Here is a 20,750-nt window from a genome sequence, read left to right as displayed (position 1 = left end):
TGTGTCGTGGTGGGTGGTGCGGTGTGTGTGCCTGCACCTCCCTGACCGGACAGCGCCCGCCGTCCTGACACCGGGGCGGAGTGACCTGCGTCACCCGGCGCGGAAGGTCCGCCGGTACGTGTCCGGCGGGACGCCGAGCGTGCGGTTGAAGTGGCGCCGCAGGGTCGCCGCCGTGCCCATGCCGGTGGCGGCGGCGACGGCCTCGACGCTGTGGTCCGTGGTCTCCAGCAACTCCTGTGCGCGGCGGATGCGTTGGGTGAGGAGCCACTGGAGGGGGCTGGTGCCGGTCGCCGTACGGAAGTGGCGGCCGAGGTGGCGGGAGCTCATCCGCGCCTGGCGGGCCAGGTCCTCCACGGTGAGCGGCCGGTCGAGGCGGTCGATGATCCAGGGGAGCAGCGCGGCGAGGGGGTGGTCGTCCCGGTCCGGGACGGGCGCGGCGACGAACTGGGCCTGTCCGCCCGCCCGGTGGGGTGGTACGACGAGACGGCGGGCGACGGAGTTGGCGACCGAGGAGCCGTGGTCGAGGCGGACCAGGTGCAGGCACAGGTCGAGTGCGGCGGCCTTGCCGGCGGAGGTGAGGACGGTGCCGCCGTCGACGTAGAGGACGTCGGGGTCGACCTCGACCTCCGGGTGGCGGGCGGCGAGGACGTCGGTGTGGGCCCAGTGGGTGGTGGCCCGCCTGCCGTCCAGGAGTCCGGCGGCGGCCAGCACGAACGCGCCTGTGCACAGGGAGGCCACGCGCGCACCGGCCTCGTGGGCGGCCCGCACCGCGTCGACCAGGCCGGCGGGCGGGGCCACGTCGACGTCCGCCCAGCCGGGGACGATCACGAGGTCGGCGTACGGCAGCCGGTCGAGGCCCCGGTCGGGCTCCAGCCGGAACCGGCCGACCCGCACCGCGTCCGTCCCGCACACCGAGAGGTCGTACCAGGGGACGGTCACATCGGCGGGTGCGGATCCGAACACCTCCTGGGCGATGGAGAGTTCGAAGTGCAGCATGCCGTCGGTGACGGCCAGCGCGACGGTGCCGCCGGTCCGCCCGGCTCCCCCGGTGTCCATGTCCGGAAGTGTACGGGGCATGTCGTTCCGGACACTCGTGGGCGGACCGCCCCGCGGGCGAGGATGCGGGGGTCAGGACGACGTGGAGCACGTGGCGGACGGGGAGAAGCATGCGATCGGGTCAGACGGTGACGGTGTTCGGCGCGTACGGGCACACCGGGCGGTTCGTCGTGGCGGAACTGCTGGACCGGGGCTTCGTCCCCGTGCTGTCCGGACGGGACGCCGGCGGACTGCGGGACCTGGCGGCGCGCGGGCCCGCCGGACTCGACGTGCGGCCGGCCACCGCCGAGGACCCCGCCTCGCTCGACCGCGCGCTGGCCGGTGCGGCGGCCGTCGTCAACTGCGCCGGGCCCTTCGCCACGACCGCCGGGCCCGTCGTCGAGGCGGCCCTGCGCGCCGGGATCCCCTATGTCGACGTGGCCGCGGAGATCGAGGCCAACGTCGACACCTTCGCGCGGTACGGGGACCGGGCCCGCGCCGAGGGAGCGGTGGTCCTGCCCGCGATGGCGTTCTTCGGCGGCCTCGGCGACCTGCTCGCCACCACGGCCATGGGCGACTGGACGGCGGCGGACGAGGCGCGCGTCGCCTACGGCCTCAGCGGCTGGCACCCCACCGCCGGGACACGCACCGCGGGCCGGGTCTCCCGCGAGCGCCGCGACGGCCGCCACGTCCGCTACACGGGCGGCCGGCTGGAGTACCACCACGACGAACAGCCGCTGCTGGAGTGGGAGTTCCCGGCCCCGCTGGGCCGGCGGACCGTCGTCGACGAGTTCACCATGGCCGACGTCGTCACCCTCCCCAGCCACCTGTCCGTCCCCGAGGTGCGCACCGCGATGGCCCTGGAGGCGGCCAGGGACCTGGCCTCCCCGGACACCCCGGCGCCGACCGCCGTCGACGAGCGCGGCCGGTCCGCGCAGACCTTCCTCGTCGACGTCGTCGTCCGCTCCGGCGCCACCGAGCGGCGGGCCGTGGCACGCGGCCGGGACATCTACGCCGTCACCGCGCCCCTCGTCGTCGAGGCGGTGCACCGCATCCTGACCGGCCGCACCCGGACGACCGGCGTCGCCTCCGCCGGCGCCCTCTTCGACGCCCCCGACTTCCTGCGCGCCCTGCCGGCGCACCTGACGCTCGACGTGAGCGAGCGGGAGGCCTCCCGCTCGCGGTAGGTCCACGGTGGCCCACGGCCGCCACCCGTACGGTGCGGCACCGTCCACGGCCGCCACGCCTTCGGCGCGGCACCGCCCCCACCCGCCACCCGTACGGCGCGGCGCCGTCCGCGGCCGCCATGCCCTCGGTGCGGCACCGCCCCGCACCCGCCAAGCCCTCGGTACGGCGCTCAGTACCGCACCGCCCGCGCCACCTCCGCCTTCACCTCGCCCGAGAGCTGACGGTTGCTGCGGGCCGTCGCCGTGCCGGACTTTCCGGCCGGGACGTCGGAGACGGTGACGACGACCGTGTCGCGCCATGTGCCGTCCTGGTCGGTGAAGTCGACCTGGACGGAGAAGGACCTCGCCGTGTCGTCGGTGTTGGCGGCGGTCACCTCGGCCGTGGTGCGGTCGCCGTCCGTCTTCGGAGGGCCGGCCTTCACGTCGCCCTTCACCTCCGTCCCGCCCGTGATCCCGTCCAGCTTGCGGCCCGCCTCCGCGGTCGCCGACGCGAAGCCCTCCGTGGCCCGGGAGGCGAGCGAGGACGCGGCGGCGGTCGCCTCGTCACGGGCCGACTCCGCCGCGGACGCGGCCCGGCTGGCCACCCCCGAGGGGTTGTTCTCGTCCGAGCAGCCCGTGAGAGCGGTGAGGCCGAGCAGCGCGGCGGCGCAGGTCGCGGTGAGCGCGGCCGGCCTGGCCGGGCGGGTGCGGTGGGCGGGCATGGTGCCTCCGGCGTCGGGGGTGGGGGCGGTCGGGGGTCGGCGGGTCCTCCACCCAGTGAAGGTCCGCCCGTCCCGCCGCGCATGCCGGCTCACCCGCACGGCGCAGTTCCCGTGGTGGCGGCCGTCGCCTGGACGGATGGTCGAGGGAGCGGAACACCCGGCGGGGAGACAGCGAGACAGAGAGGTGGGCACGGCCATGGCCGAAGCGTCACAGCCCGGAAGTCGCCAGGGCTCTCCCGTCTGGGATCCCTCCCACCAGGGCACCGGTCCCACCGGCACGGGCGGCTGGTCGTCGAGGCCGCCCGCCGAGAGCGGCCTGGCCGCCGGCGGAGCCGTCTTCGCGGGCGTGCTGATGCTGGTCAACGGAGTCCTCGCCGTCTTCCAGGGCATCGCCGCGATCGCCGAGGACGACGTGTACGGCCGGATCGGCGACTACGTCTACAAGATCAACCTCACCGGCTGGGGCTGGATCCTGCTGATCGTCGGCGTGGTGGCCGCGGTGGCCGGCTGGGGCATCCTCAAGGGCGCGGCCTGGGCCCGCGTCACCGGCATCGTCCTCGCCTCCGTCAGCCTGGTCCTGCAGTTCCTGTTCCTGCCGTACGCCCCGGTCTGGTCGATCGTCCTGATCGCCATCGACGTGTTCGTGATCTGGGCCCTCGCGGTGTACCGGCCGGCGGCGCCGGGACGGGCGGGCTGAGGACGCCGGCCGGCGCGCCCGTCACCCGCCGACGTCCACCGACTTCCTCCGCAGCCAGGGCAGCGGTGCCACCGCGGACCCCATGTACGGCGTGATCCGCACCTCGAAGTGCAGGTGCGGGCCGGTGGCGTTGCCGGTCGCGCCGGCGAGGCCGAGGCGCCGGCCCGCCGCGACCCGCTCCCCCTTGCGGACGTCGATGCGCGACAGGTGGGCGTACTGCGTGAAGTAGCCGTCCGGGTGGCGGACGACGACCTGGTTGCCGAAGCCGTCGCCGCAGGTCGTCGCGCGGACGGTGCCGGGGCCGACGGCGTACACGGGGGTCCCGCCGGGCACGGCGAAGTCCTGGCCGGTGTGCCGGTGGGCCCAGCGGGAGCCGCGGGCGGCGTAAGCGGCGGAGAGCCGGTAACGGCGGGTCGGCGCCGTCCAGTCCCCGTCCCGGCCCTCGGGCGCCCGGCTGCGGTTGCGGGCGCGGGCGGCCGGGCAGCGGCCCGCACGTCCGGAGGGGTCGACGGCGACGGGGTCCCCCGTGGCGCGGGCCACCGACCACAGCGCGTCCCACAGCCCGGCCCGGATGGCCTTGCGGCGGCGTTCGGCGGCCCGGACCTCCGTGGCACCGGCGTCCTGCGCGCGCAGCCGGTCGACGCGGGCGCGGGCCTTCTCGTGGGCCCGTACGGCCGCCCGGACGGTCCCCCCGCGGACCGCCGTGCTCCCCGCCCCGGAGGGGACCGCACGGCTTGCCGCCCCGGCGGGCGGTGCTGCGGGCGGTGCGGCGGCAGGGACCGCGTGGTTCGCCGCCCCGGCGGGCACCGCGGTGAGCGCCACCAGCACACCCGCGACCAGCACGGCCGCCAGGGTGGACGGGCGGGCGGCCAGGTGCTTGCGCGCGGGGGCGAGGCACGTCCGCGGAAGGCGCGCGTGGTGTTCTCGTCGCATCCTGGGATCATCGGACCGGTGGTCGTGGCGGGCGGGACGGCACGCCCGGCGTTCAGCCGAACGGACCCGCCGTCAGCGCGTGCCCGGGACACCCGCCCGGTAGGCGGCCGACGCCCGCGGATTGTCCCGGCACCGCCACACCCCGTGCGGGCAGTAGTCGGTGACGGTCTGGTACAGCGGCCGCTGCCGCGCGAACCAGCCGAGCATGCCCCGCACATAGGCGGCGTTGTCCCCGTTCCGGAACAGCCCCCACTCCGGGTACGACACCGGCTTGCCGTGCTCCGCCGCGAACCGCACGTGCGCCGCCAGCCCGTACGGCTCGGCGACCTGCTCCGCGAAGGACATGCCCGCGGGCTGGTCGTAGGCGTCCATGCCGACGACGTCGACGTGGGCGTCGCCGGGGTAGCAGTCCGTCCACGGGACGGCGTCCCGCCCCCGGCTCGGCGTGAACTCGAACCGGAACCGCTGCCCCGGCACCGACCGCATCGCCGCCACGATCCGCGCCCAGTACGCCTTCCAGGCGACGGGATCCGGCCCGCAGCGGTGGGTGTAGGTGATCCCGTTCATCTCCCAGCCGACGACGAGCACGCTGTCCGGCACCCCGAGTCCGACCAGCCGCCGGGCGAGGGCGCGGAAGTGACCGTCGTACGCACCGCGCGCCCCCGCCCGCAGCTCCGCCCGGACGACGGTGTCGGGCAGTTGCTCCTCGGTGCGCTCCAGCATCGGCACGTTCAGCACGAACATCCGGTCCGCGCGGGCCGTCCGCCACCGCGCCCAGTGCTCCAGGTAGCCGGGTGCCCCCTCGATGTTGCTCCACCGGTCCCCGGGCAGGTACGCCCGCCCGACCCGGGGTGTCGCGGCCCCCACCCACCCGTCCAGTCCCGCGATCCGCCGCACCCCGGCGCCGTCGTACCCGACGTACGCCCCGAACGCCCCCGCGGGCACCGGCGGCCCGCCCCCGGGCGGCACGCAGGCGGGCCAGGCGACCAGGGCGACGGCGGCGAGGACCGCCCCGACGACGACACGAAGGAGCTGGGGCACCGGTTCAGGATGACGGCCGCCCGCGCACCGGCAGGCGCGACCGGCCCCGCGGCACCCGGACGGAGTCGGACCCGCAGAGCAGTTCGGGCGTCACCCCCGGACCACGACCGGTTCCCGCACCAGGAGCACGCCGACGGCGCCCGCCCGCTCCGGCACGGTCGCCGTTCGGAGGAAGTCGGGGTCAACAGGCAACCCGTGCAAGGGATTTACCCCTCTCACAGGGTGCTCACAGGCTCTCCCGGGACGCGTGGGGCGCGTTCGTACGGTGGGTGGGCCGAGGGCTGTCCAGTCCGATGCCGCTGACCACGGCACTCGCAGACGAGGAACCGATGACCAGTCAGCCAGACCGTAAGAACCTCAAGCGTGCGGCGTTCGCCGCGGGGGCCGCGCTCGCCGTCGTCGCCGTCGCCGGGGCCGCTCCCGGCGCCGGCGCGGCACCGCAGGCCGAGCCCGGGGTGCCGCAGCTCAAGCTGATCGCCGCGTCGAAGTCCGTGACGCTCGACCGGTGGGACTGGGACGGGGAGCCCGCCGGGGTCTTCCTGGACCTGGGCACCTACGTCCAGGTCGAGAACGCGCCGCTGGAGTTCCAGGTGACGCGCAAGTCGTACAAGACCCCCGTCGTCGCCCAGCAGGTCCTGCGCGACGGGACGAAGGTGAAGAAGAAGACGCTGCCCGCCGGGCTCGTGCAGGACTTCAGCGGGCTGCCCGGCTTCCTGGAGGTGTCCGTCACGGACGCCGAGGGGAAGGAGGTGGTCTCCACCAAGGGCGACTTCTGCCCCAACAACGCCTCCGGCCGCATCCGCCCGGACGCCCCGGCCACCTCGCACTACCCGGAGAGCTGCCCCACCAACCCCTTCACCCTGGGCTCGGTGTGGGGCGTCGAGAAGGGCTGGGCGGCCAACTCCAGCACCGTCGACTACGACCAGCCCGTCGACCTCCCGGCGGGCGAGTACACCGCCAGCGTCGGGGTGGCGAAGAAGTACCGCGACCTGTTCGGCATGGCCGACGAGCGGCCGACCGTCAAGGTGACGGTCCGGCAGCAGTCCGAGGGGGAGCGGGGCGGCGCGGGGCTGCGGTCCTCCTCCGCACACGGAGAGCACGGGGAGCACGCGGCGCACGCCTCCGGCGGGCACCACTACGGGCCCCGCGGCGCCGACGCCCCCACCCCGCCCGCCCTCTCCCACGCCCTGGCGGACCGTGGCCTCGCCCACCACCTCGGCGACGGCCCCGGGCACACCGACGGCTCCCGTGTCGCACCCGGGCTGAAGGCCGCGGCCAAGGCGCCCACCGGCCGCGCGGGCGTCCCGGCGAACGTGCCCAAGCCCGACCTGCGGTCCCTGCCGGCCTGGGACATCGCCGTCACCGACGGCGAGGACGGTGACGTACCGGGCAAGGACTACCTCGCCTTCAGCGCGAACGTGTGGAACGCCGGCCCCGCCCCGCTCGTCGTCGACGGTTTCCGCAGCCCCGGCGAGGACCTCATGGACGCCTACCAGTACTTCTACGACGCGAGCGGCAAGCAGGTCGGCTACACCCCCACCGGCACCATGGAGTGGGACCCGCGCATCGGCCACGAGCACTGGCACTTCACCGACTTCGCCAGCTACCGGCTGCTCAGCGAGGACAAGTCCAAGGAGGTCCGCAGCGGCAAGGAGGCGTTCTGCCTCGCCAACACCGACGCCGTCGACTACACGGTGAAGAACGCCAACTGGCACCCCTACAACACCGATCTGTCGACCGCGTGCGGCCAGCAGAACTCCATCTCCGTGCGGGAGGTGCTCGACGTCGGCTCCGGTGACACGTACACCCAGTACCGTCCCGGCCAGTCCTTCGACATCACCGACCTGCCGAACGGCACGTACCACATCGAGGTCCTCGCCAACCCGGCCAACCGCCTCCAGGAGACGAACCTGAAGAACAACGTCTCCCTGCGCGAGGTCGTCCTCGGCGGTACCCCGGGCGCCCGCACGGTCTCGGTCCCGCCGTACGAGCTGATCAACACCCCGTAGGCGGCACGCGGCACGCGGGGCGGGCCCAGGGACCGGGCGGATCCGGCGGAACCCGCTGGACAGGGCCCCCGGGCCGCTGCCACGCTCCCCGCGTGCCGCTGACCCTTCCCGACCTCCTCGCCCGTACGGCGCTCACCGCCCGGCTGGGGCCGGTCCGCGTCGGGGCGTCCTGGGCGGACGTCACGGCACTGCTCGGCGAGCCCCGCGAGGTGCTCCGGAACAGGCGGTGGCCCCGGCTGTACGGCTACGGCGACCTGGAGGTCCTCGTCTGCCGGTGCGGGCGGGTGCTGCTCGTGACCGTGCGGGCGGGGGGCGGGACCGTCGAACTGCCCACCTGCGCCGACACGTTCCCCGGCGAGCCCACCGAGGCGGAGGTGATCGCCGCGCTGGACCGGGCCGGCTGTCCCTGGGAGGCCGACCTCGCGCACACCTTCGGCGACCAGCGCGGTCTGCGGGTGCCCGCGACCTCCGCCCTGTTCGTCTTCGTCGTGCCCGGGTCCGTCGTGCCCGGGGACGGCCGCCCGCGGCTGCACTCGCTGGGCCTGCCGGGGGACGGGCACGCCTGCCCGGCCTGACGGGAGGAGGCAACCATCGTGCCGTCGCGGGAGTCTGGTGAGACGTCAGGGGTATCGGGGACGTATGTATACCCGCATGTAGGGTTTCGTCGTCCACGAAGATCCAGCACCGGACGATCCGAGCACGGTGTACGGGGTGAAGAACGGCCGAGGCGGAGGCGAGTGCCGGTGAGCGGGACGAGAAGGCGTGGACACATCCGGGCGGAGGCGGCCGGCCACGGCAGCAGGACGAGGCGGGGCGGTGACCGGGGCGGACCCGGCGGGACGCGGCTGACCCGGCGCGGGCGGCTCGTGGCCTGGGGCGCCGGGGTGACCGCCGTCGTCGTCCTCGGTGTCGGTGGCGTCGGCGCGTGGGCCTACAACGACCTCAACAACAACATCGACTCCGCCGCCGTGGACGACAAACTGGGCGGCGACCGTCCCGAGAACCTCAGTCCAGGCTCCAAGAACATCATGGTCGTCGGCTCCGACAGCCGGGACGGCGCGAACGCCAAGTACGGCAAGGACCTGAGCACCATGCAGTCGGACACGCTCATGGTGCTGCACATCCCGGCGAACCGGGAATGGGCCGCGGTGGTGTCCTTCCCGCGCGACTCCTGGGTGGACATACCCTCCTGCGAGATGGGGAACGGCAAGACCTCCACCCCGCACAAGGCCAAGATCAACGAGGCGTTCGCGATCGGCGGCAGCAGCGGCGAGGTCGCCGAGGCCGCCGCGTGCAGCATCAAGACCGTCGAGGCCCACACCGGCCTGCGCATCGACCACTTCATGTCGGTCGACTTCTCCGGCTTCAAGGGCATGGTCGACGCGCTCGACGGCATCGAGGTCTGCCCGAAGGAGCCCATCAAGTCCGACAAGGCCAGGCTGGAGATGGACGCCGGCTGCCAGACGGTCGACGGCGAGAAGGCCCTCGGCTACGTCCGGGTCCGCTACGGCGTCGGCGACGGCTCCGACATCGGCCGCATCGGCCGCCAGCAGGAGTTCATGAACGCCCTCGCGGAGAAGGCCCAGTCGAAGCTGACCAGCCCCGACGCCCTCTACGGCTTCCTCCAGTCCGCCACCAAGTCGCTGACCACGGACCCGGACCTGGCCGGCATCAAGCAGATCTACGGGCTGGCCGACGAACTCAAGGGCATCCCCAGCGACCGGCTGGCCTTTCTCACCGTGCCCAACTACCCCCGTGAGGCGGACGTCCCGACGGACAGGGCCAACGTCGTCTGGCAGTACCCGCAGGCGGCCGACCTGTTCACCTCCCTGGCCAGGGACAAGGAGATGACCAAGGCCCGGTTGCAGGCCGCGGCGAAGGACCTCGTGTACGCCTCCCAGGTCAGCGTCCGGGTCCTCAACGGCACCGGACGGTCCGGGCGCGCCGCGGCCGTCGCCGAGAAGCTCCGCGCGATGGGCTTCACCGTGAGCGGCACGGGCAACGCCCCCGAGTCGGTGGACCGTACGTCCGTCAGCTTCCCGGCCGGGCTGGAGAAGCAGGCCGCGGTGCTGTCCTCGCGGCTGCCGAAGGCGCGGTCGGCCGCGGCGGCGGACGCGCAGGCGGGGGTCGTCACGCTGGTCGTCGGGCCGGACCTGGACCTCGGTGAGATGACCTGACGGAGCCCTGCGCGGCCCGGGTTGGCGAGGCGCGGGGAGCCGTGTAACATTGATCATGAGCTGGTCGCCACAACAGCGGCGAATCGGTTCTGCGTTGGTGGTCCAAGGAAAGACGCCCCACTTCCTGTGGGGAGATGCAGGTGCAAGGCCTGCCCGGCGCTCCGGTGAAAGAGTCCCATCCCGTGTCGAACGGGGTGGGACTCTTTCTGTTCCGCCGACCTTCCCCGGTCCTGTTCCGCCGGCTTTCCGACGTCGTGCGGTGGGTGCGGGGGCGGCCGCCCGGTGCGGTGGCCGCCCCCGTCGCCGTCAGGACGTGTTCGCGCTGGACCGGCCGAAGAACTCGATCTCCGCGATGGCGACCTGCTTGGCCGCCGAGGCGCCGTACGCCGACTCCAGGGTGAAGCGGACCTTCGTCACCTCACCGACGCGGAACGACCGTCGCTGGCCGCCCGCGCCCTGGTCGAGGACGAGGTCCCGGGTCGTCGTCTTCCCGTCCTTCGTCGTGATCGTCGCCTTGACGCGGTGGGGCAGGGCGGACTGGGACAGCTGGTCGGGGCGGGCCGAGGTGCCCGGCGTGATGATCAGGTCGAGCAGCCGGGTCGGCTCGGCGAACCGGGCCTCGACCCACTCGCCCTCGCCCGACTGCGAGACACCCGGCCCCCACCAGGTGTTGTTCACCTTGTCGAGGAGCAGGTCGGGCTTGTGCCCCGGGTAGGAGCGGGACGCCACGATCTGGTCGGGGACGACCTGGGCCCGCTTGGCGAAGTGGTCGCGGGTGGCCTGGATCCAGCCCGGCAGGCTCACCCCGACCCAGATCAGCAGGCTGAGGACGGCGGCGGCCACCACCCAGGTCAGGATGCGGTCGAAGGTGCGCCGCAGCCGGGGCCGGTCGCCCGCCCACGGGGTCTCGCGGTTGCGGAAGTCCAGCACCCGGCGCCACCACGGGCGGTGTTGGACCGAGTGGTCCTCCCTGGTCATCGGCATCGCGCAGCGCGTGCAGTAGTGCCGGTCGGGACGGTTCGGGGTCGAGCACCAGGGGCACGCCACCCCGTTCTCGTCGCCCTGCTGCGGACCCGGCGCCCGCACCTGGGGCCGGTCCGCCACCGGCCGTCCCGGCAGCACCGGCACGACCGACGGGGGCGGCGTGGGACGGGCCTCGGGGTCGGTGACGGGGACCAGGAGGGAACGGGCCCGGGCGTTCAGCGCGTCGGCGTCGGCGTCGGCGTCGGAACGGGCGGGGGCGCCGGTGGGCGTGGCCGCGGGGGTCGGCACCGTGGCGGCGGTGGCGGTCGGTACGGGCTCGGTGGCCGCCGTGTCGTCGGACGCGGACGCGGGCACGGGCGGGAGGGCGTTCTCCGCCGTGTCCTCGCTGTCGGAACCGGCCGCCGGGGAGGAGCCGGCCGCCGGGGCCGCGGAGCCGGGAGCCGGAGCGGCGGCTGCCGCACCGGCACCGGCCCTCTCCGAAGCCGTGGAGCCGGTCGTGGAGCCGGCCGTGGCGGGGGAACCGGTGGCCCGCGGCCCGCTCCGCGCCGTGCCGGCGGGTGCCGTCGCGCGGGCGGGGGAGCGGTCCGTCCAGCTCAGGACGGCACCGCAGGCGTCGCAGAAGGACTGGCCCGGCTCCGCCCGGGTGCCGCATTCGGCGCAGTTCAGGGTGGTCATCTCTCCGGGGTCCTTTCGGCGACGGTCACCTTGACCGTGTACGGCATGTGGGCGGGGCGGGCGGCCGCCACGAGGGCGTCGAGGCGGTGTTCGTCCGCCGGGCCCGGATCGGGCAGGCGGAGCGTGACGTGCAGGTGGGGGCGGGCTTGGCCGGGGACCGGGCCGAGCGGGCGGGCGCTCCAGGAGGCGCCGCCGCTCTCGGAGATCTCCGGCCGCACGCCGAAGACCAGCCGGACCGTCTCCTCGAGGCCGCGCCGGGTGCCGCGCACCCGGTGCAGGTAGGCGGCCGCCGCGACCGCCGCGCGGAGCCGTTCCTCGGGTTCCGTGCCGTCGGTCTCGGCGCCGACCCAGCCGGCCAGCCAGCGGGTGAAGTCGACGGGGGCCAGGGCCGGGTCGAAGTAGGCGGGCAGGCAGTCGAGGACGTTGAGGATCGGGGCGATCACCTCGTCGAGTCCGGCGACGAACCGCTGGGCGAGGTCGTCGTCGGCGAACACGGCGGGCAGCATGACGCCGATCGGCGCGGACGAGCCGAGCCCGTCGACCGAGCCCCTCATCCGGCCACCCCTTCCGGACGTGCGGGGGCCGGGTGTGCGGTGGCCGGACGTGCGGTGGCCGGACGTGCGAGGGCCGGACGTGCGAGGGCCGGACGTGCGGTGGCCGGACGTGCGGGGGCCGGGCTCATGAGCCGTCTCCGATCACCCGGACGCGGTGGTCGTAGGAGAAGACCAGGGCGGGCGCGGACAGGTCGATGCGGTCGGTGGCCTCGCCGCGTTTGCCGGTGAGCGGGTCGGCGGGGTGCAGGGTGACCTGGTCGACGAGTTCGACGCCGGGGACGCGTTGCAGGACGGCGAAGACCTCGCCGGACTGGACGGGCCGCCCGAAGGGCCAGCCGCGGCCGTCGGTGCCGCCGGTCAGCGGGTCGAGGTGCCGGTAGAGGGCGTCGTGGGCCCGGCGGCGCACCCGGTCGGTGTCGACGCCGCGGAAGGCGTGCACCGTGGCGACGACGGTGACGCCCTGGTAGTACGGCGGCCCGACGGCCAACCGGGTTCCGATCAGGCGCCGTTCGTCGAGGTGCCGGGTGATGCGGTCCAGCAGGGCGTCGCCGGGGACGAGTTGCTCGAAGCGGAGCCGTCCGCCCGGGTCGGGGACGGCCTGCGGGACGACCAGCACCCGCACGGCGTAGGCGCCGTGCTCGTCGGGTTCGCCTTCGAGGCAGGTGATGCGGGCGGTCTCGGGGGCGGCGCGGCGGGCGAGTTCCTCGTAGTCGCGCAGGGTCACGGCACGCTCCTGGGCGCGCAGGGTGATGGGGGCGCGCACCTTCGCCTCGTCGACCGTCTCGCCGTCGACACCGCCGCGCGCGGCCTCCCGGTTGACGACCTCGGAGACGTACGGCACGGAGGTGCGCAGCACCCGTACGGTGCCGCGGGCCACGTTGCCCGCCCGGCCGCCGCCGGTGCGGTAGCGGCGGGCCCGGATGACCGAGCCCTTGGGGGCGACGGCCCCGTACTGGCGGAGCGTGCCGTCGGGTTCGCGCACGGACGGGCCGAAGGCGATCTCGCCGGTCGTCGCGTCGAGCGTGACGTGGCGGTCGCCGGGGCCGGACGCGGCGAAGTGCGGGACGACCCGCCAGTCGGTCCAGCCCTCGTGCTCGGCGGTCTGGAGCAGCAGCGGCGGGTCGTCGCCGACGACCGGGGCGCGGGCCAGGCGCAGCCGCTGGCCGGGCAGGCCGCTCGACTCGCCGAGCGCCTCGTCGTACACCGTCTCGGCGTGGACCGTGGGGGCGGTGCCGCCGACCGTGAAGGCCTCGGCGGAGCGCACGGTGGGCGAGGTGGTGTAGAAGGGCTGGCCGGGCAGCGGCTCGGTGACGCGGCAGCGCAGCCAGCCGGCCTCCTGGCCGCCCGAGCGGGACAGGACGTGGCCGGCGGGGACGTGCAGGACGACCTCGCCGGGCCGGTTGAGGCCGCCGGTGCCGTCGCGGTCGACCTCGCAGGACTGCCAGCCGTCCTCCGTCCACGCCTCCCACACCAGCGGGGGCTGGCGCGGGTCGACGCCGACGCCGTCCACGCGGCTGTCGAGTTCGAGGGCGACCGCGCAGTGCGGGACGGCCGCGCTCAGGCCGAGCAGCACGCAGTCGCCGGGCTGCGGGGCCTCCGAGAAGCACAGCAGGTCCTTGCCCTCGACGAGGTCGGTGGTCCGGTCGGTCACCGGCTCGCCCTGGTGCTGGACCACGAGGTGACGCAACTCGCAGGGGATGAGGGACAGTTCGCGTTCCGTCGCGAAGACCACCGCCTCCTCGCTCTCCGTGCGCACGGTCGCCACCTCGGTGCCCACCGGCAGCAGCACGGTCTCCTCCTGCGGAGCCGACAGCCAGAAGGTGACGTCGGCGCGGGCCGCGGACGGCGGGAACAGGTGGATGCCGACCAGGTCCAGGAAGGCGAGGTGGTTCTTCTCCGGGACCCGGTTGAGGCGGTAGACGATCTGGTCGGCCATGTGCGCGACCGTCTCGACGAGGGTGACGCCGGGGTCGGAGACGTTGTGGTCGGTCCACTCCGGGGCACGCTGCTGGATGTAGCGCTTGGCGTCGTCGACGAACTGCTGGAAGCGGCGGTCGTCCAGGTTGGGGGAGGGCAGTGCCATCAGCGGTCGCTTTCGGGAGCCGTACCCGAGGAGGCCGGGGCGTCCGGCTCGTCGTGGGACGGAATGACGTAGAAGGGGAAGACGAGGCTGCGCGGGTTGTTGGTGCCGCGGATCGCGTAGCGGACGTCGATGAACAGCACGCCCTGCTCGGCGCCCGCGGTGACCTCGACGTCGGTGACCTCGATGCGCGGCTCCCAGCGGTCGAGGCTGGCGTACACCTCGTGCTGGATGCGGCCCGCGGTGGCCTCGTTGACCGGGGCGAACACGAGGTCGTGGATGGCGCAGCCGAACTCCGGCCGCATCGGGCGCTCGCCCGGCGCGGTCGCCAGGACCAGCCGGATCGCCTCCTCGATCTCGCGTTCACCGCTGACCAGGGCGATGCCCCCGGTGGGGCCGATGCGGAGCGGGAACGCCCAGCCCGATCCGACGAATTGCTCGGCCATCAGAGGGCCACCTGCCTTTTCCTGGTTCTCACGGCGTACGGTCCGCGCGTCACGGCAGCGGGTACGGCTTGGCATTGACCATGACCATGCCCTGGAGCACGAGGGTCGCGGCCCGGATGCCCACGTTGGCGGTGGAGTTGATCTGGACGGCGGCCCCCGCGCTCAAGGTGGCGGCGGCGCCCGCCTTGAGGTTCAGCAGGCCCGCCGCGTCCATCGACACCATGCCCGTCATGGACCTGATGTTGACCAGGCTGCCCCGGAGGGTGAGGGAGCCGCCGCTCCTGATGGCGATGTTGCGGCCCGCGGTGAGGGTGAGGTCGGTGCCCGCCTTGACGGACACCGAGCGGCTGCCCGTGATGCTGACGGCGCCCTTGCTGTCCACGGTGATCTCGGTCTGCGTCCGGTCGAGGTTGATGACGAGCTTGTCGTCGCCGCTGGCCACCCGCACGCCCTGCTTGCCGCCGACGCGCTGGCTGAGCAGGTCCACGCGGTTGCCCTCGCGGTCGGACAGGGTGTGCCGGGAGGCGCGCTGGCGGGCCCCGTCGTGCAGGGGGACGTCCTTGACGGGCGTCGGCTTGTCCTTGCCGTTGTAGAGGCCGCCGATGACGTACGGGTGGTCGAGGGCGCCCCGGTCGAAGGCGACCAGCACCTCGTCGCCGACGTCGAGGGGGAAGATCGAGCCGCCGCGCTTGCCGCCCCACTGCACCACGCGCGTCCAGTCGCTGACGTAGGCGTCGTCGAGCCAGGGGAACTGGAGCTTGACGCGCCCCTGGTTCAGCGGGTCCCGGACGTCCGTGACCAGGGCGTTCGCGGTGCCGGGCAGACGCAGGCCGTTGCCCTGCGGGGAGCCGCCGCCGGACGCGAGCCCGTACAGGGACCGCCACTGCCGGCCGCTGACGGTGACCCACGCCTCGTAGTGCCGGCCGTCGCCGAAGACGTGCCGCACGGACGTGGCCGTGTACTTGCCCTCGAAGGGGGCGCCGACGTCGGCGAGCGTGACGGGCAGGCCGGGGCGCAGCTTCGGCGTACCGCGCGCGACGACCTCCAGTTCGGCGAACGAGCCGGTCACCTCGTCGGCGAGGGCCTCGGCGGCGAACTTCACCTCGGACTGCCGGTCGTACGGCGCCTGCGCGTCGACCAGTTTCGCCGCCTTGAACTTGGCGGCCGCCTCGCCGGGCGTCGTGCCGATGCTGATGCCGGGGTTGCTCGTGGCCGGGGCGGTCGCGGTGAGCTTCTTCTTCGTCGTGACGTCCCAGCCGCGCGCCTCGACCGTGGCGACCTGCTCGGCGGAGGTCACCGCGGCCCGCAGCCGCAGGATGTCCGTGCCGGCCTCCAGGACGAACGGGCTCTTCTCGCCGGGGGTGGAGGTGGGCGGAGCCCCGGAGGCGGGGTCCGGGCGCACGAACTGGAACGTGCCCTTCGCGTCGACCGACATGACCATCTCGTTCTCGTCGGCGAGCCGGGCGAGGAAGTCCCAGTCGGTGGTGTTGGCCTGGCTGATGAACTCGTAGACCGTCTTGGTGGACTCGATCCGCCCGATCGGCACGCCGTCCTGCGCGGCCAGCTTGCGGGCGATGTCCGAGGCGCTCTGGTTGCGGTAGGCGGCGACGCGGCGCTGCCGCATCAGCCGGTGGCCGTGGTCGTAGCCGCGCACGACGGTGAAGGAGCCGGTGCCGTCGTAGTCGGCCTCCAGTCCGCACACCTCCCCGGTGAACAGCGGGTTCGCGGCGCCCTGGCCGTCGGCGACGGGTGCCAGGACGACCGGCGTGCCGAACTTCACGCCCAGTTTGCCCAGCACCTGGTGGTACGGGTCGCGGAAGGTGAGCCGGAACGCCGCCGGCACGCCGAGGCCCTGGTCCACCCAGCCCTCGACGAGGAGCGGCGCGAAGTCGGGGGGCAGCGGGCTGCCGCCGAGGGTGACCTGGATGACGCTCGAGTACGCCGACTGCACCATCAGGAACGCACCTCCTCGGCGGCGGGCAGCACCAGTTGGGTGCCGGTGGCCAGCCGGTTCGGGTCGTCGATGCCGTTCGCCTCGGCGATGGCCCGCCAGGCCGCCGTGTCGCCGTACTCCCGCCAGGCCAGCGACTGCAGGGAGTCGCCCGCGACGACCCGGTGCACGCGCTGCGCGGTCAGCGCACCCGAGGTCGGGTTCTGGCCCTTGGTCTTGCTGGGGATCTCGTGCAGCCGCACCTGACAGGTCGCCCGGACGGGCACGCCCGTCGTCCCGAACAGCGAGTAGCTCACCTCGACGCTGCTGACGTACGCCGTGAAGCGGGCCGTCGAGAACGAACCCCACTGGAACACCACCCACGGCGGCGACGGCTGCTTGGCGGCGATGCTCTTGGTGGTCACCTCGCAGCACTCCAGGAGCGACTCGACCTTCTTCAGGACCGTGTTGCTGCCCGGCTTGTCGGACGAGTCCAGGAAGACCTCGACCGTCATCTCGCGCGGCTCCGGGCCCATGAACTCCGGTACGGAGCCGTCGCGGACGGCTGCCGTCGGCGTCACCTTCCACTGGGCGCGGCGGCCCAGCTGGAGCTGCGACGGGTTGAAGTCGAACCCGAACGACCTGATGAGCCCGCCCGGTGTGGTGCTGGAGCCGACGGGCGGCTCGTGGATGGCGAGCGTGGCCCGCACGAGGCTCTTGCCCGCGCCGCCCTTGCTTCCCCTGGCCATGGTGTTGCTCCTCTCTGCCGCCTCGGTCGGCTCTGTCGTCTCTGTGGTTCTGGTGGTTTCTGCCGGCTCTGTGGTTCCTGCCGGTCGGGTCGGCTCTGTCGGCTCTGCCGGTTCGGTCGGCTCAGTCGGTGAAGCCGTGGTGGGTGATCTCCAGGACCTCCGTCGCGACGCCCGGGTTCGCCGGGTCCAGCGACGGGCCCTGCCAGCTGACCGGCAGTACGTCGATCAGGCCCCACCGAGCCACCTCGGAGCCGTCCGCGCGCAGCGCCGCGATCTGGGCCGTCGGCCGGGTCACGCCGGTGGTGACCGACGAGATCCACTTGGCGACCTTGGTGGTGTCCGGGGTGAGGGGCCGGGTCAGCCGGATCGTGGAGAAGGTGACGCGGGACGGGAGCTGCCAGACGAACCCGTTGTTGCCGCCCTCCTGCCGGTGCTCGATCTCCACCTTGGAGGACAGGCCCTCGCACCCGTTGAAGTAACCGAGGCTCTCCCCGTCGATGGTCAGGGTGAAGAAGATGGTGGAGCCCGGGTCGAGATCGCGGGACATCGAGAGGGCCTTTCTGGTTCAGCAGGAAGAACGGGAAGAGGGGTCGGGGGCGGAGGCGGTCAGTGACGGGGGTCGCGGAGACGGCCGACGCGTTCGCGGTCCATGCGGAGTTCGGTGCGCAGGAGACGGGTGATGCGGCCCGTCAGGCGGTGGGTGAGCTCGTCCAGCTGGAAGTCGGTGAGCGCGCGGGGGTCGAAGCCGCCCTCCGGGACCTCCGAGTAGCCGGGCGGCGGGTCGCCCTGGTCGTAGGGGGGCGGATCGTCCGTGTACGGCGGTGGGCCGTCGGAGTACGGGGGCGGGGCGCCGGTGTGCGCGGCGGGGGACGGCGTGTGGGCGGGCGGGGTGCGCTGGACCGACGGGGTGCGCTGGACCGACGGGGCGGGCGGCGTCGCGGGGGTCACCGTGACGGGCGGGAGAGGGGGCGGCGGCGTCCGGTCGGCTGCCGGTGCCGCGGCCGGGGCGGGGCGCTCCGCCGGGGGCGACGTCCGGCGGGGCTGGACGACGGGCCGGGGGCCGGCACCGGGTGCGGTACGGCGCAGCGGTACCGCGACGGGAGCCGGGCCGGCGGGGGGTGTGGTCTTCATGGGCCTTGTCCGGGCGGGGACGGTCGTGGATCCGCTCGCGTGCGGTGTCGCGTGCGGTGTCGTGCGCTGTACGGCGGGCCGCACGAGCGGGACGGCGGGGCCGGCCGGGTGCCGGTCGGCCTGGCGGCCGGGCACCGGGCGGGCCGGGGCTGCCGGTGCTGCCGGGGTGGTAGGGGTGGCAGAGGTGGCCGCGCCGGTCGTCGACGGGGTCGGCGGGGCCGACGGGTTCGGCACCGGGGCCGGGGCCGGTGCGGGCCCCGGGGACGCGGGGGCGCCGGGCAGGGACATGCCGGGGAGCGGGGTGGGCGGCGTCGCCGGACGGCCGACGGAGGCGCGTGGCGCGGTGGCGCGCTGCACGACGGGCGGGGTTTTGGGCGCGTCGAGGGACACCGCGTCCGAGGGGCGGCCGGTGAGCGGGGCGCCGAGGGCGGGACGAGGGCGGCCGACGGGGACGGCAGCCCTCGGCGTGCGCTGCACGGAGGGCCGTGGGGGTTCCGGCCGGGAAGGCGCCGCCGGTACGGCGGGGCCGGTGGGCGGCACGAACGCGGTGCCGGCGGGCGACGGCGGCACCGGCGACAGCGGCGGTACGGGGGTCGGGACCGGTTCGGTGCCGTCCGGGTTCCCGCGCGCGGGGGTGCCCAGACCGGCACGACGAGTGCTCCGCTGGACAGGGGGTGCCGCCGGCGGCCGGGCGGCGGAGGGGGCCGTCGGTGCCGTCGGGTGCGTCGGCACGGGCCGGCCGTCCGGGGTGGCGTCGGGGGGCTCGCTGGGGGCGGGCGACGAGGGGGTCGCCGGTGCGGTGCGGCTGCCCGTACCCGCCCGCCGGGCACCGGCCGGATCGGTCGGCTGCCCGGCCGCAACCGCCTTGTGGGGCGCGGGAGACGGAACACCGGAGGCGCCGGGAGCGCGGCCCGGCGCCGCCGGTGCGGCACCGCCGGGCACGGCCGGGCGCTGCACGGCGAAGCGCTGCACGGCGGGGGGACCCGTGGCGGCGGACGGTGCCGGGGTCCCCGCCGCCGGTACGGCGGCCGGGGCCGACCCCGCTCCGACCGGCGTACCGGTCGACGTCCGGGCGGCGGGCGACGGGCCGGGCGGGCTGACCGCCGGGGCGAGGAGAGCGGGCGGCGACGGCACGTCGAGGGCGGAGCGCTGCACGTCCTTGCCGCCGCCGTCCCCGCCGCTCGCGGCGCGGGCCCCGGACACGGGCCTGACGACGGGGGCGGGCGTGGCAGCGGAGGCGGCGCCGGGGGCCGGTTCGGCGGCGGGCGTGCCGACCGGGCCCGGCGAGGAGGGCGAGGGGGCGGCCGCCCTCGTGGCGTCACCGGGGAGGGGGCGGGGCGCTGTCGGGGCGGGCCCGCCGGTGACGCGTTGTGCGACGACGGGGCTCTGCGCGCCACTCGTGGTCCCGGCGTCCGACGCGAGCCCGGTGCCCGACGCAGGCGTGGGACCGGACGCAGGCGTGGGACCGGCACCGGTGGCCTGCCCGGCGACGGGCGCGGACCGGTCACCGGACCCGCCGGTCCGGGTCGGGGAGGAGGGCGAGGGCGTGGCGGTCCGTGCCGCGCCACCGGGGGCGGGGCGGGGCGCTGTCGGGGCGGGCCGGCCGGTCGTGCGCTGGGCGATCACGGGGTTCGGCGCGGTGCCCGGGGTCCCGGCACGGGACGCGGGCCCGCTGCCGGATGCCGACGCGGACGCGTCGCCGGTGGTCGGTCCGGTGCCGGGCACGGGTCGGCCGCCGGACGGGGCGGTCCGGTCGGTGGTGCGTGGGGCGACGACGGGGTGCGGCGTGCCGCTCGGGGTCCCGGTACCCGACGCGGGTCCGCTGCCGGGCGTGGGCGTGGGCGTGGCACGGGACGCCGGTCTGCTGCCGGACGCCGTCGCCGTGTCAGGTGCGGGCGTGGGCGCGGTACTCGACGTGGGACCGGCGCCGGAAGCGGGGCGGCCGGTGGTGCGTTGGACGGCGACGGGGCCCGGTGTGCCGCCCGGAGTTCCGGCACGGGAGGCGGGCCCCGCGCCGGAGGCCGACGGCGTGTCGGACGCGGCCGTGCGCGGGGCACTTGGTGCGGGCCCGTCGCCGGTGGTCGGTCCGGTGCCGGACGCGGGTCGGCCGCCGGACGGGGTGGGCGCGCCGCCCGGCGTACCGGCACCGGTCGGAGCCGGGACCGCGACGGGGCGTGCCGAGGGGCCCGGACCGCCAGGCGGTCCGGGACGCGGAACAGCAGCCGTACCGGGCGCGGGACTCCGCTGGACGACGGGCGCGGGCGCGGCGTCGGACGGCGGGCTCACGGCCGGACCCGCGCCGGCCACTGTCCCTCCGGCCACCATCCCTCCGGCCACCGCCTGCCCTCCGCCGGCCGTCCGACCCGAACCCGCGGCGGGCCCCGAGCCGGTGACCGGACCCGAGCCCGCGGCGGGCCCCAG

Annotated in this window: 17 protein-coding genes; 5 read left to right on the top strand and 12 right to left on the bottom strand. The window is 75.1% G+C overall.

Translation table 11 applies throughout. From position 1 onward, the window contains the following. Positions 1 to 90: 90 nt before the first annotated feature. The gene (locus ACGFQC_RS10600) at positions 91 to 1,056 is read right to left on the bottom strand and encodes a helix-turn-helix domain-containing protein (protein WP_363087594.1); all 966 of its coding nucleotides are present in this window, start codon (positions 1,054 to 1,056) and stop codon (positions 91 to 93) included. A 110-nt stretch (positions 1,057 to 1,166) separates the two neighbouring features. Between ACGFQC_RS10600 and ACGFQC_RS10595 the strand changes: the two genes are divergently transcribed. Beyond that, positions 1,167 to 2,222, top strand: a complete 1,056-nt coding sequence (locus tag ACGFQC_RS10595) for a saccharopine dehydrogenase NADP-binding domain-containing protein (RefSeq protein WP_363087593.1) — start codon at positions 1,167 to 1,169, stop codon at positions 2,220 to 2,222. A gap of 170 nt (positions 2,223 to 2,392) precedes the next feature. Here ACGFQC_RS10595 and ACGFQC_RS10590 read toward each other — a convergent pair whose 3' ends face one another. Then, positions 2,393 to 2,923, bottom strand: coding sequence for a hypothetical protein (locus tag ACGFQC_RS10590; protein WP_363087592.1), 531 nt, complete (start codon positions 2,921 to 2,923; stop codon positions 2,393 to 2,395). A gap of 196 nt (positions 2,924 to 3,119) precedes the next feature. Between ACGFQC_RS10590 and ACGFQC_RS10585 the strand changes: the two genes are divergently transcribed. Beyond that, on the top strand, positions 3,120 to 3,620 hold the full coding sequence (locus tag ACGFQC_RS10585; RefSeq protein ID WP_363087591.1) for a hypothetical protein: 501 nt from the start codon (positions 3,120 to 3,122) through the stop codon (positions 3,618 to 3,620). Positions 3,621 to 3,641: 21 nt separating this feature from the next. Here ACGFQC_RS10585 and ACGFQC_RS10580 read toward each other — a convergent pair whose 3' ends face one another. Together ACGFQC_RS10580 and ACGFQC_RS10575 are read right to left on the bottom strand one after the other, a co-directional pair. Beyond that, on the bottom strand, positions 3,642 to 4,553 hold the full coding sequence (locus tag ACGFQC_RS10580) for a M23 family metallopeptidase (RefSeq protein ID WP_363087590.1): 912 nt from the start codon (positions 4,551 to 4,553) through the stop codon (positions 3,642 to 3,644). Positions 4,554 to 4,625: 72 nt separating this feature from the next. Next, a complete protein-coding gene (locus ACGFQC_RS10575) occupies positions 4,626 to 5,594 on the bottom strand; it encodes a glycoside hydrolase family 26 protein (protein WP_393288048.1) in 969 nt (322 codons plus the stop codon). Positions 5,595 to 5,923: 329 nt separating this feature from the next. Here ACGFQC_RS10575 and ACGFQC_RS10570 point away from each other — a divergent pair, with 329 nt between their 5' ends. From ACGFQC_RS10570 to ACGFQC_RS10560, 3 genes are all read left to right on the top strand, one after another. Then, positions 5,924 to 7,603: a lysyl oxidase family protein gene (locus ACGFQC_RS10570; protein ID WP_363087589.1), complete on the top strand. Its 1,680-nt coding sequence runs from the start codon at positions 5,924 to 5,926 to the stop codon at positions 7,601 to 7,603. Positions 7,604 to 7,695: 92 nt separating this feature from the next. Further along, a complete protein-coding gene (locus ACGFQC_RS10565; RefSeq protein ID WP_363087588.1) occupies positions 7,696 to 8,178 on the top strand; it encodes a hypothetical protein in 483 nt (160 codons plus the stop codon). A gap of 291 nt (positions 8,179 to 8,469) precedes the next feature. Beyond that, positions 8,470 to 9,780, top strand: a complete 1,311-nt coding sequence (locus ACGFQC_RS10560; protein ID WP_363087714.1) for an LCP family protein — start codon at positions 8,470 to 8,472, stop codon at positions 9,778 to 9,780. A 306-nt stretch (positions 9,781 to 10,086) separates the two neighbouring features. Here the strand turns inward: ACGFQC_RS10560 and ACGFQC_RS10555 are convergent, their stop codons facing one another. From ACGFQC_RS10555 to ACGFQC_RS10520, 8 genes are all read right to left on the bottom strand, one after another. Then, complete coding sequence (locus ACGFQC_RS10555) at positions 10,087 to 11,439, bottom strand: NADase-type glycan-binding domain-containing protein (protein ID WP_363087587.1); 1,353 nt, start codon at positions 11,437 to 11,439, stop codon at positions 10,087 to 10,089. Continuing rightward, on the bottom strand, positions 11,436 to 11,993 hold the full coding sequence (locus tag ACGFQC_RS10550; protein WP_363087586.1) for a phage tail protein: 558 nt from the start codon (positions 11,991 to 11,993) through the stop codon (positions 11,436 to 11,438). Before ACGFQC_RS10550 ends, ACGFQC_RS10555 begins: the two co-directional genes overlap by 4 nt. A gap of 124 nt (positions 11,994 to 12,117) precedes the next feature. Beyond that, positions 12,118 to 14,076 carry a putative baseplate assembly protein gene (locus ACGFQC_RS10545; RefSeq protein WP_363087585.1) on the bottom strand — a complete coding sequence of 653 codons (1,959 nt, stop codon included), beginning with the start codon at positions 14,074 to 14,076 and terminating at the stop codon, positions 12,118 to 12,120. Further along, positions 14,076 to 14,519 (bottom strand): GPW/gp25 family protein, encoded by a 444-nt coding sequence (locus tag ACGFQC_RS10540; RefSeq protein WP_363087584.1) that lies wholly within the window; start codon positions 14,517 to 14,519, stop codon positions 14,076 to 14,078. Before ACGFQC_RS10540 ends, ACGFQC_RS10545 begins: the two co-directional genes overlap by 1 nt. A gap of 49 nt (positions 14,520 to 14,568) precedes the next feature. Next, positions 14,569 to 16,473: a VgrG-related protein gene (locus ACGFQC_RS10535; RefSeq protein ID WP_363087583.1), complete on the bottom strand. Its 1,905-nt coding sequence runs from the start codon at positions 16,471 to 16,473 to the stop codon at positions 14,569 to 14,571. Further along, positions 16,473 to 17,198 (bottom strand): LysM peptidoglycan-binding domain-containing protein, encoded by a 726-nt coding sequence (locus tag ACGFQC_RS10530; protein WP_363087582.1) that lies wholly within the window; start codon positions 17,196 to 17,198, stop codon positions 16,473 to 16,475. Before ACGFQC_RS10530 ends, ACGFQC_RS10535 begins: the two co-directional genes overlap by 1 nt. Before the next feature lie 121 nt (positions 17,199 to 17,319). Further along, a complete protein-coding gene (locus tag ACGFQC_RS10525) occupies positions 17,320 to 17,745 on the bottom strand; it encodes a phage tail protein (protein ID WP_363087581.1) in 426 nt (141 codons plus the stop codon). Between the two features lie 59 nt (positions 17,746 to 17,804). Beyond that, the gene (locus ACGFQC_RS10520; RefSeq protein WP_363087580.1) at positions 17,805 to 18,329 is read right to left on the bottom strand and encodes an extensin; all 525 of its coding nucleotides are present in this window, start codon (positions 18,327 to 18,329) and stop codon (positions 17,805 to 17,807) included. Between the last annotated feature and the right edge of the window lie 2,421 nt (positions 18,330 to 20,750).

Origin of the sequence: Streptomyces sp. NPDC048734 (assembly GCF_043198675.1) — a bacterium.
GTDB lineage: Bacteria > Actinomycetota > Actinomycetes > Streptomycetales > Streptomycetaceae > Streptomyces.
The sequence above is the reverse complement of the archived record's forward strand: the minus strand, read 5'-3'. Positions and strand labels throughout refer to the sequence as shown.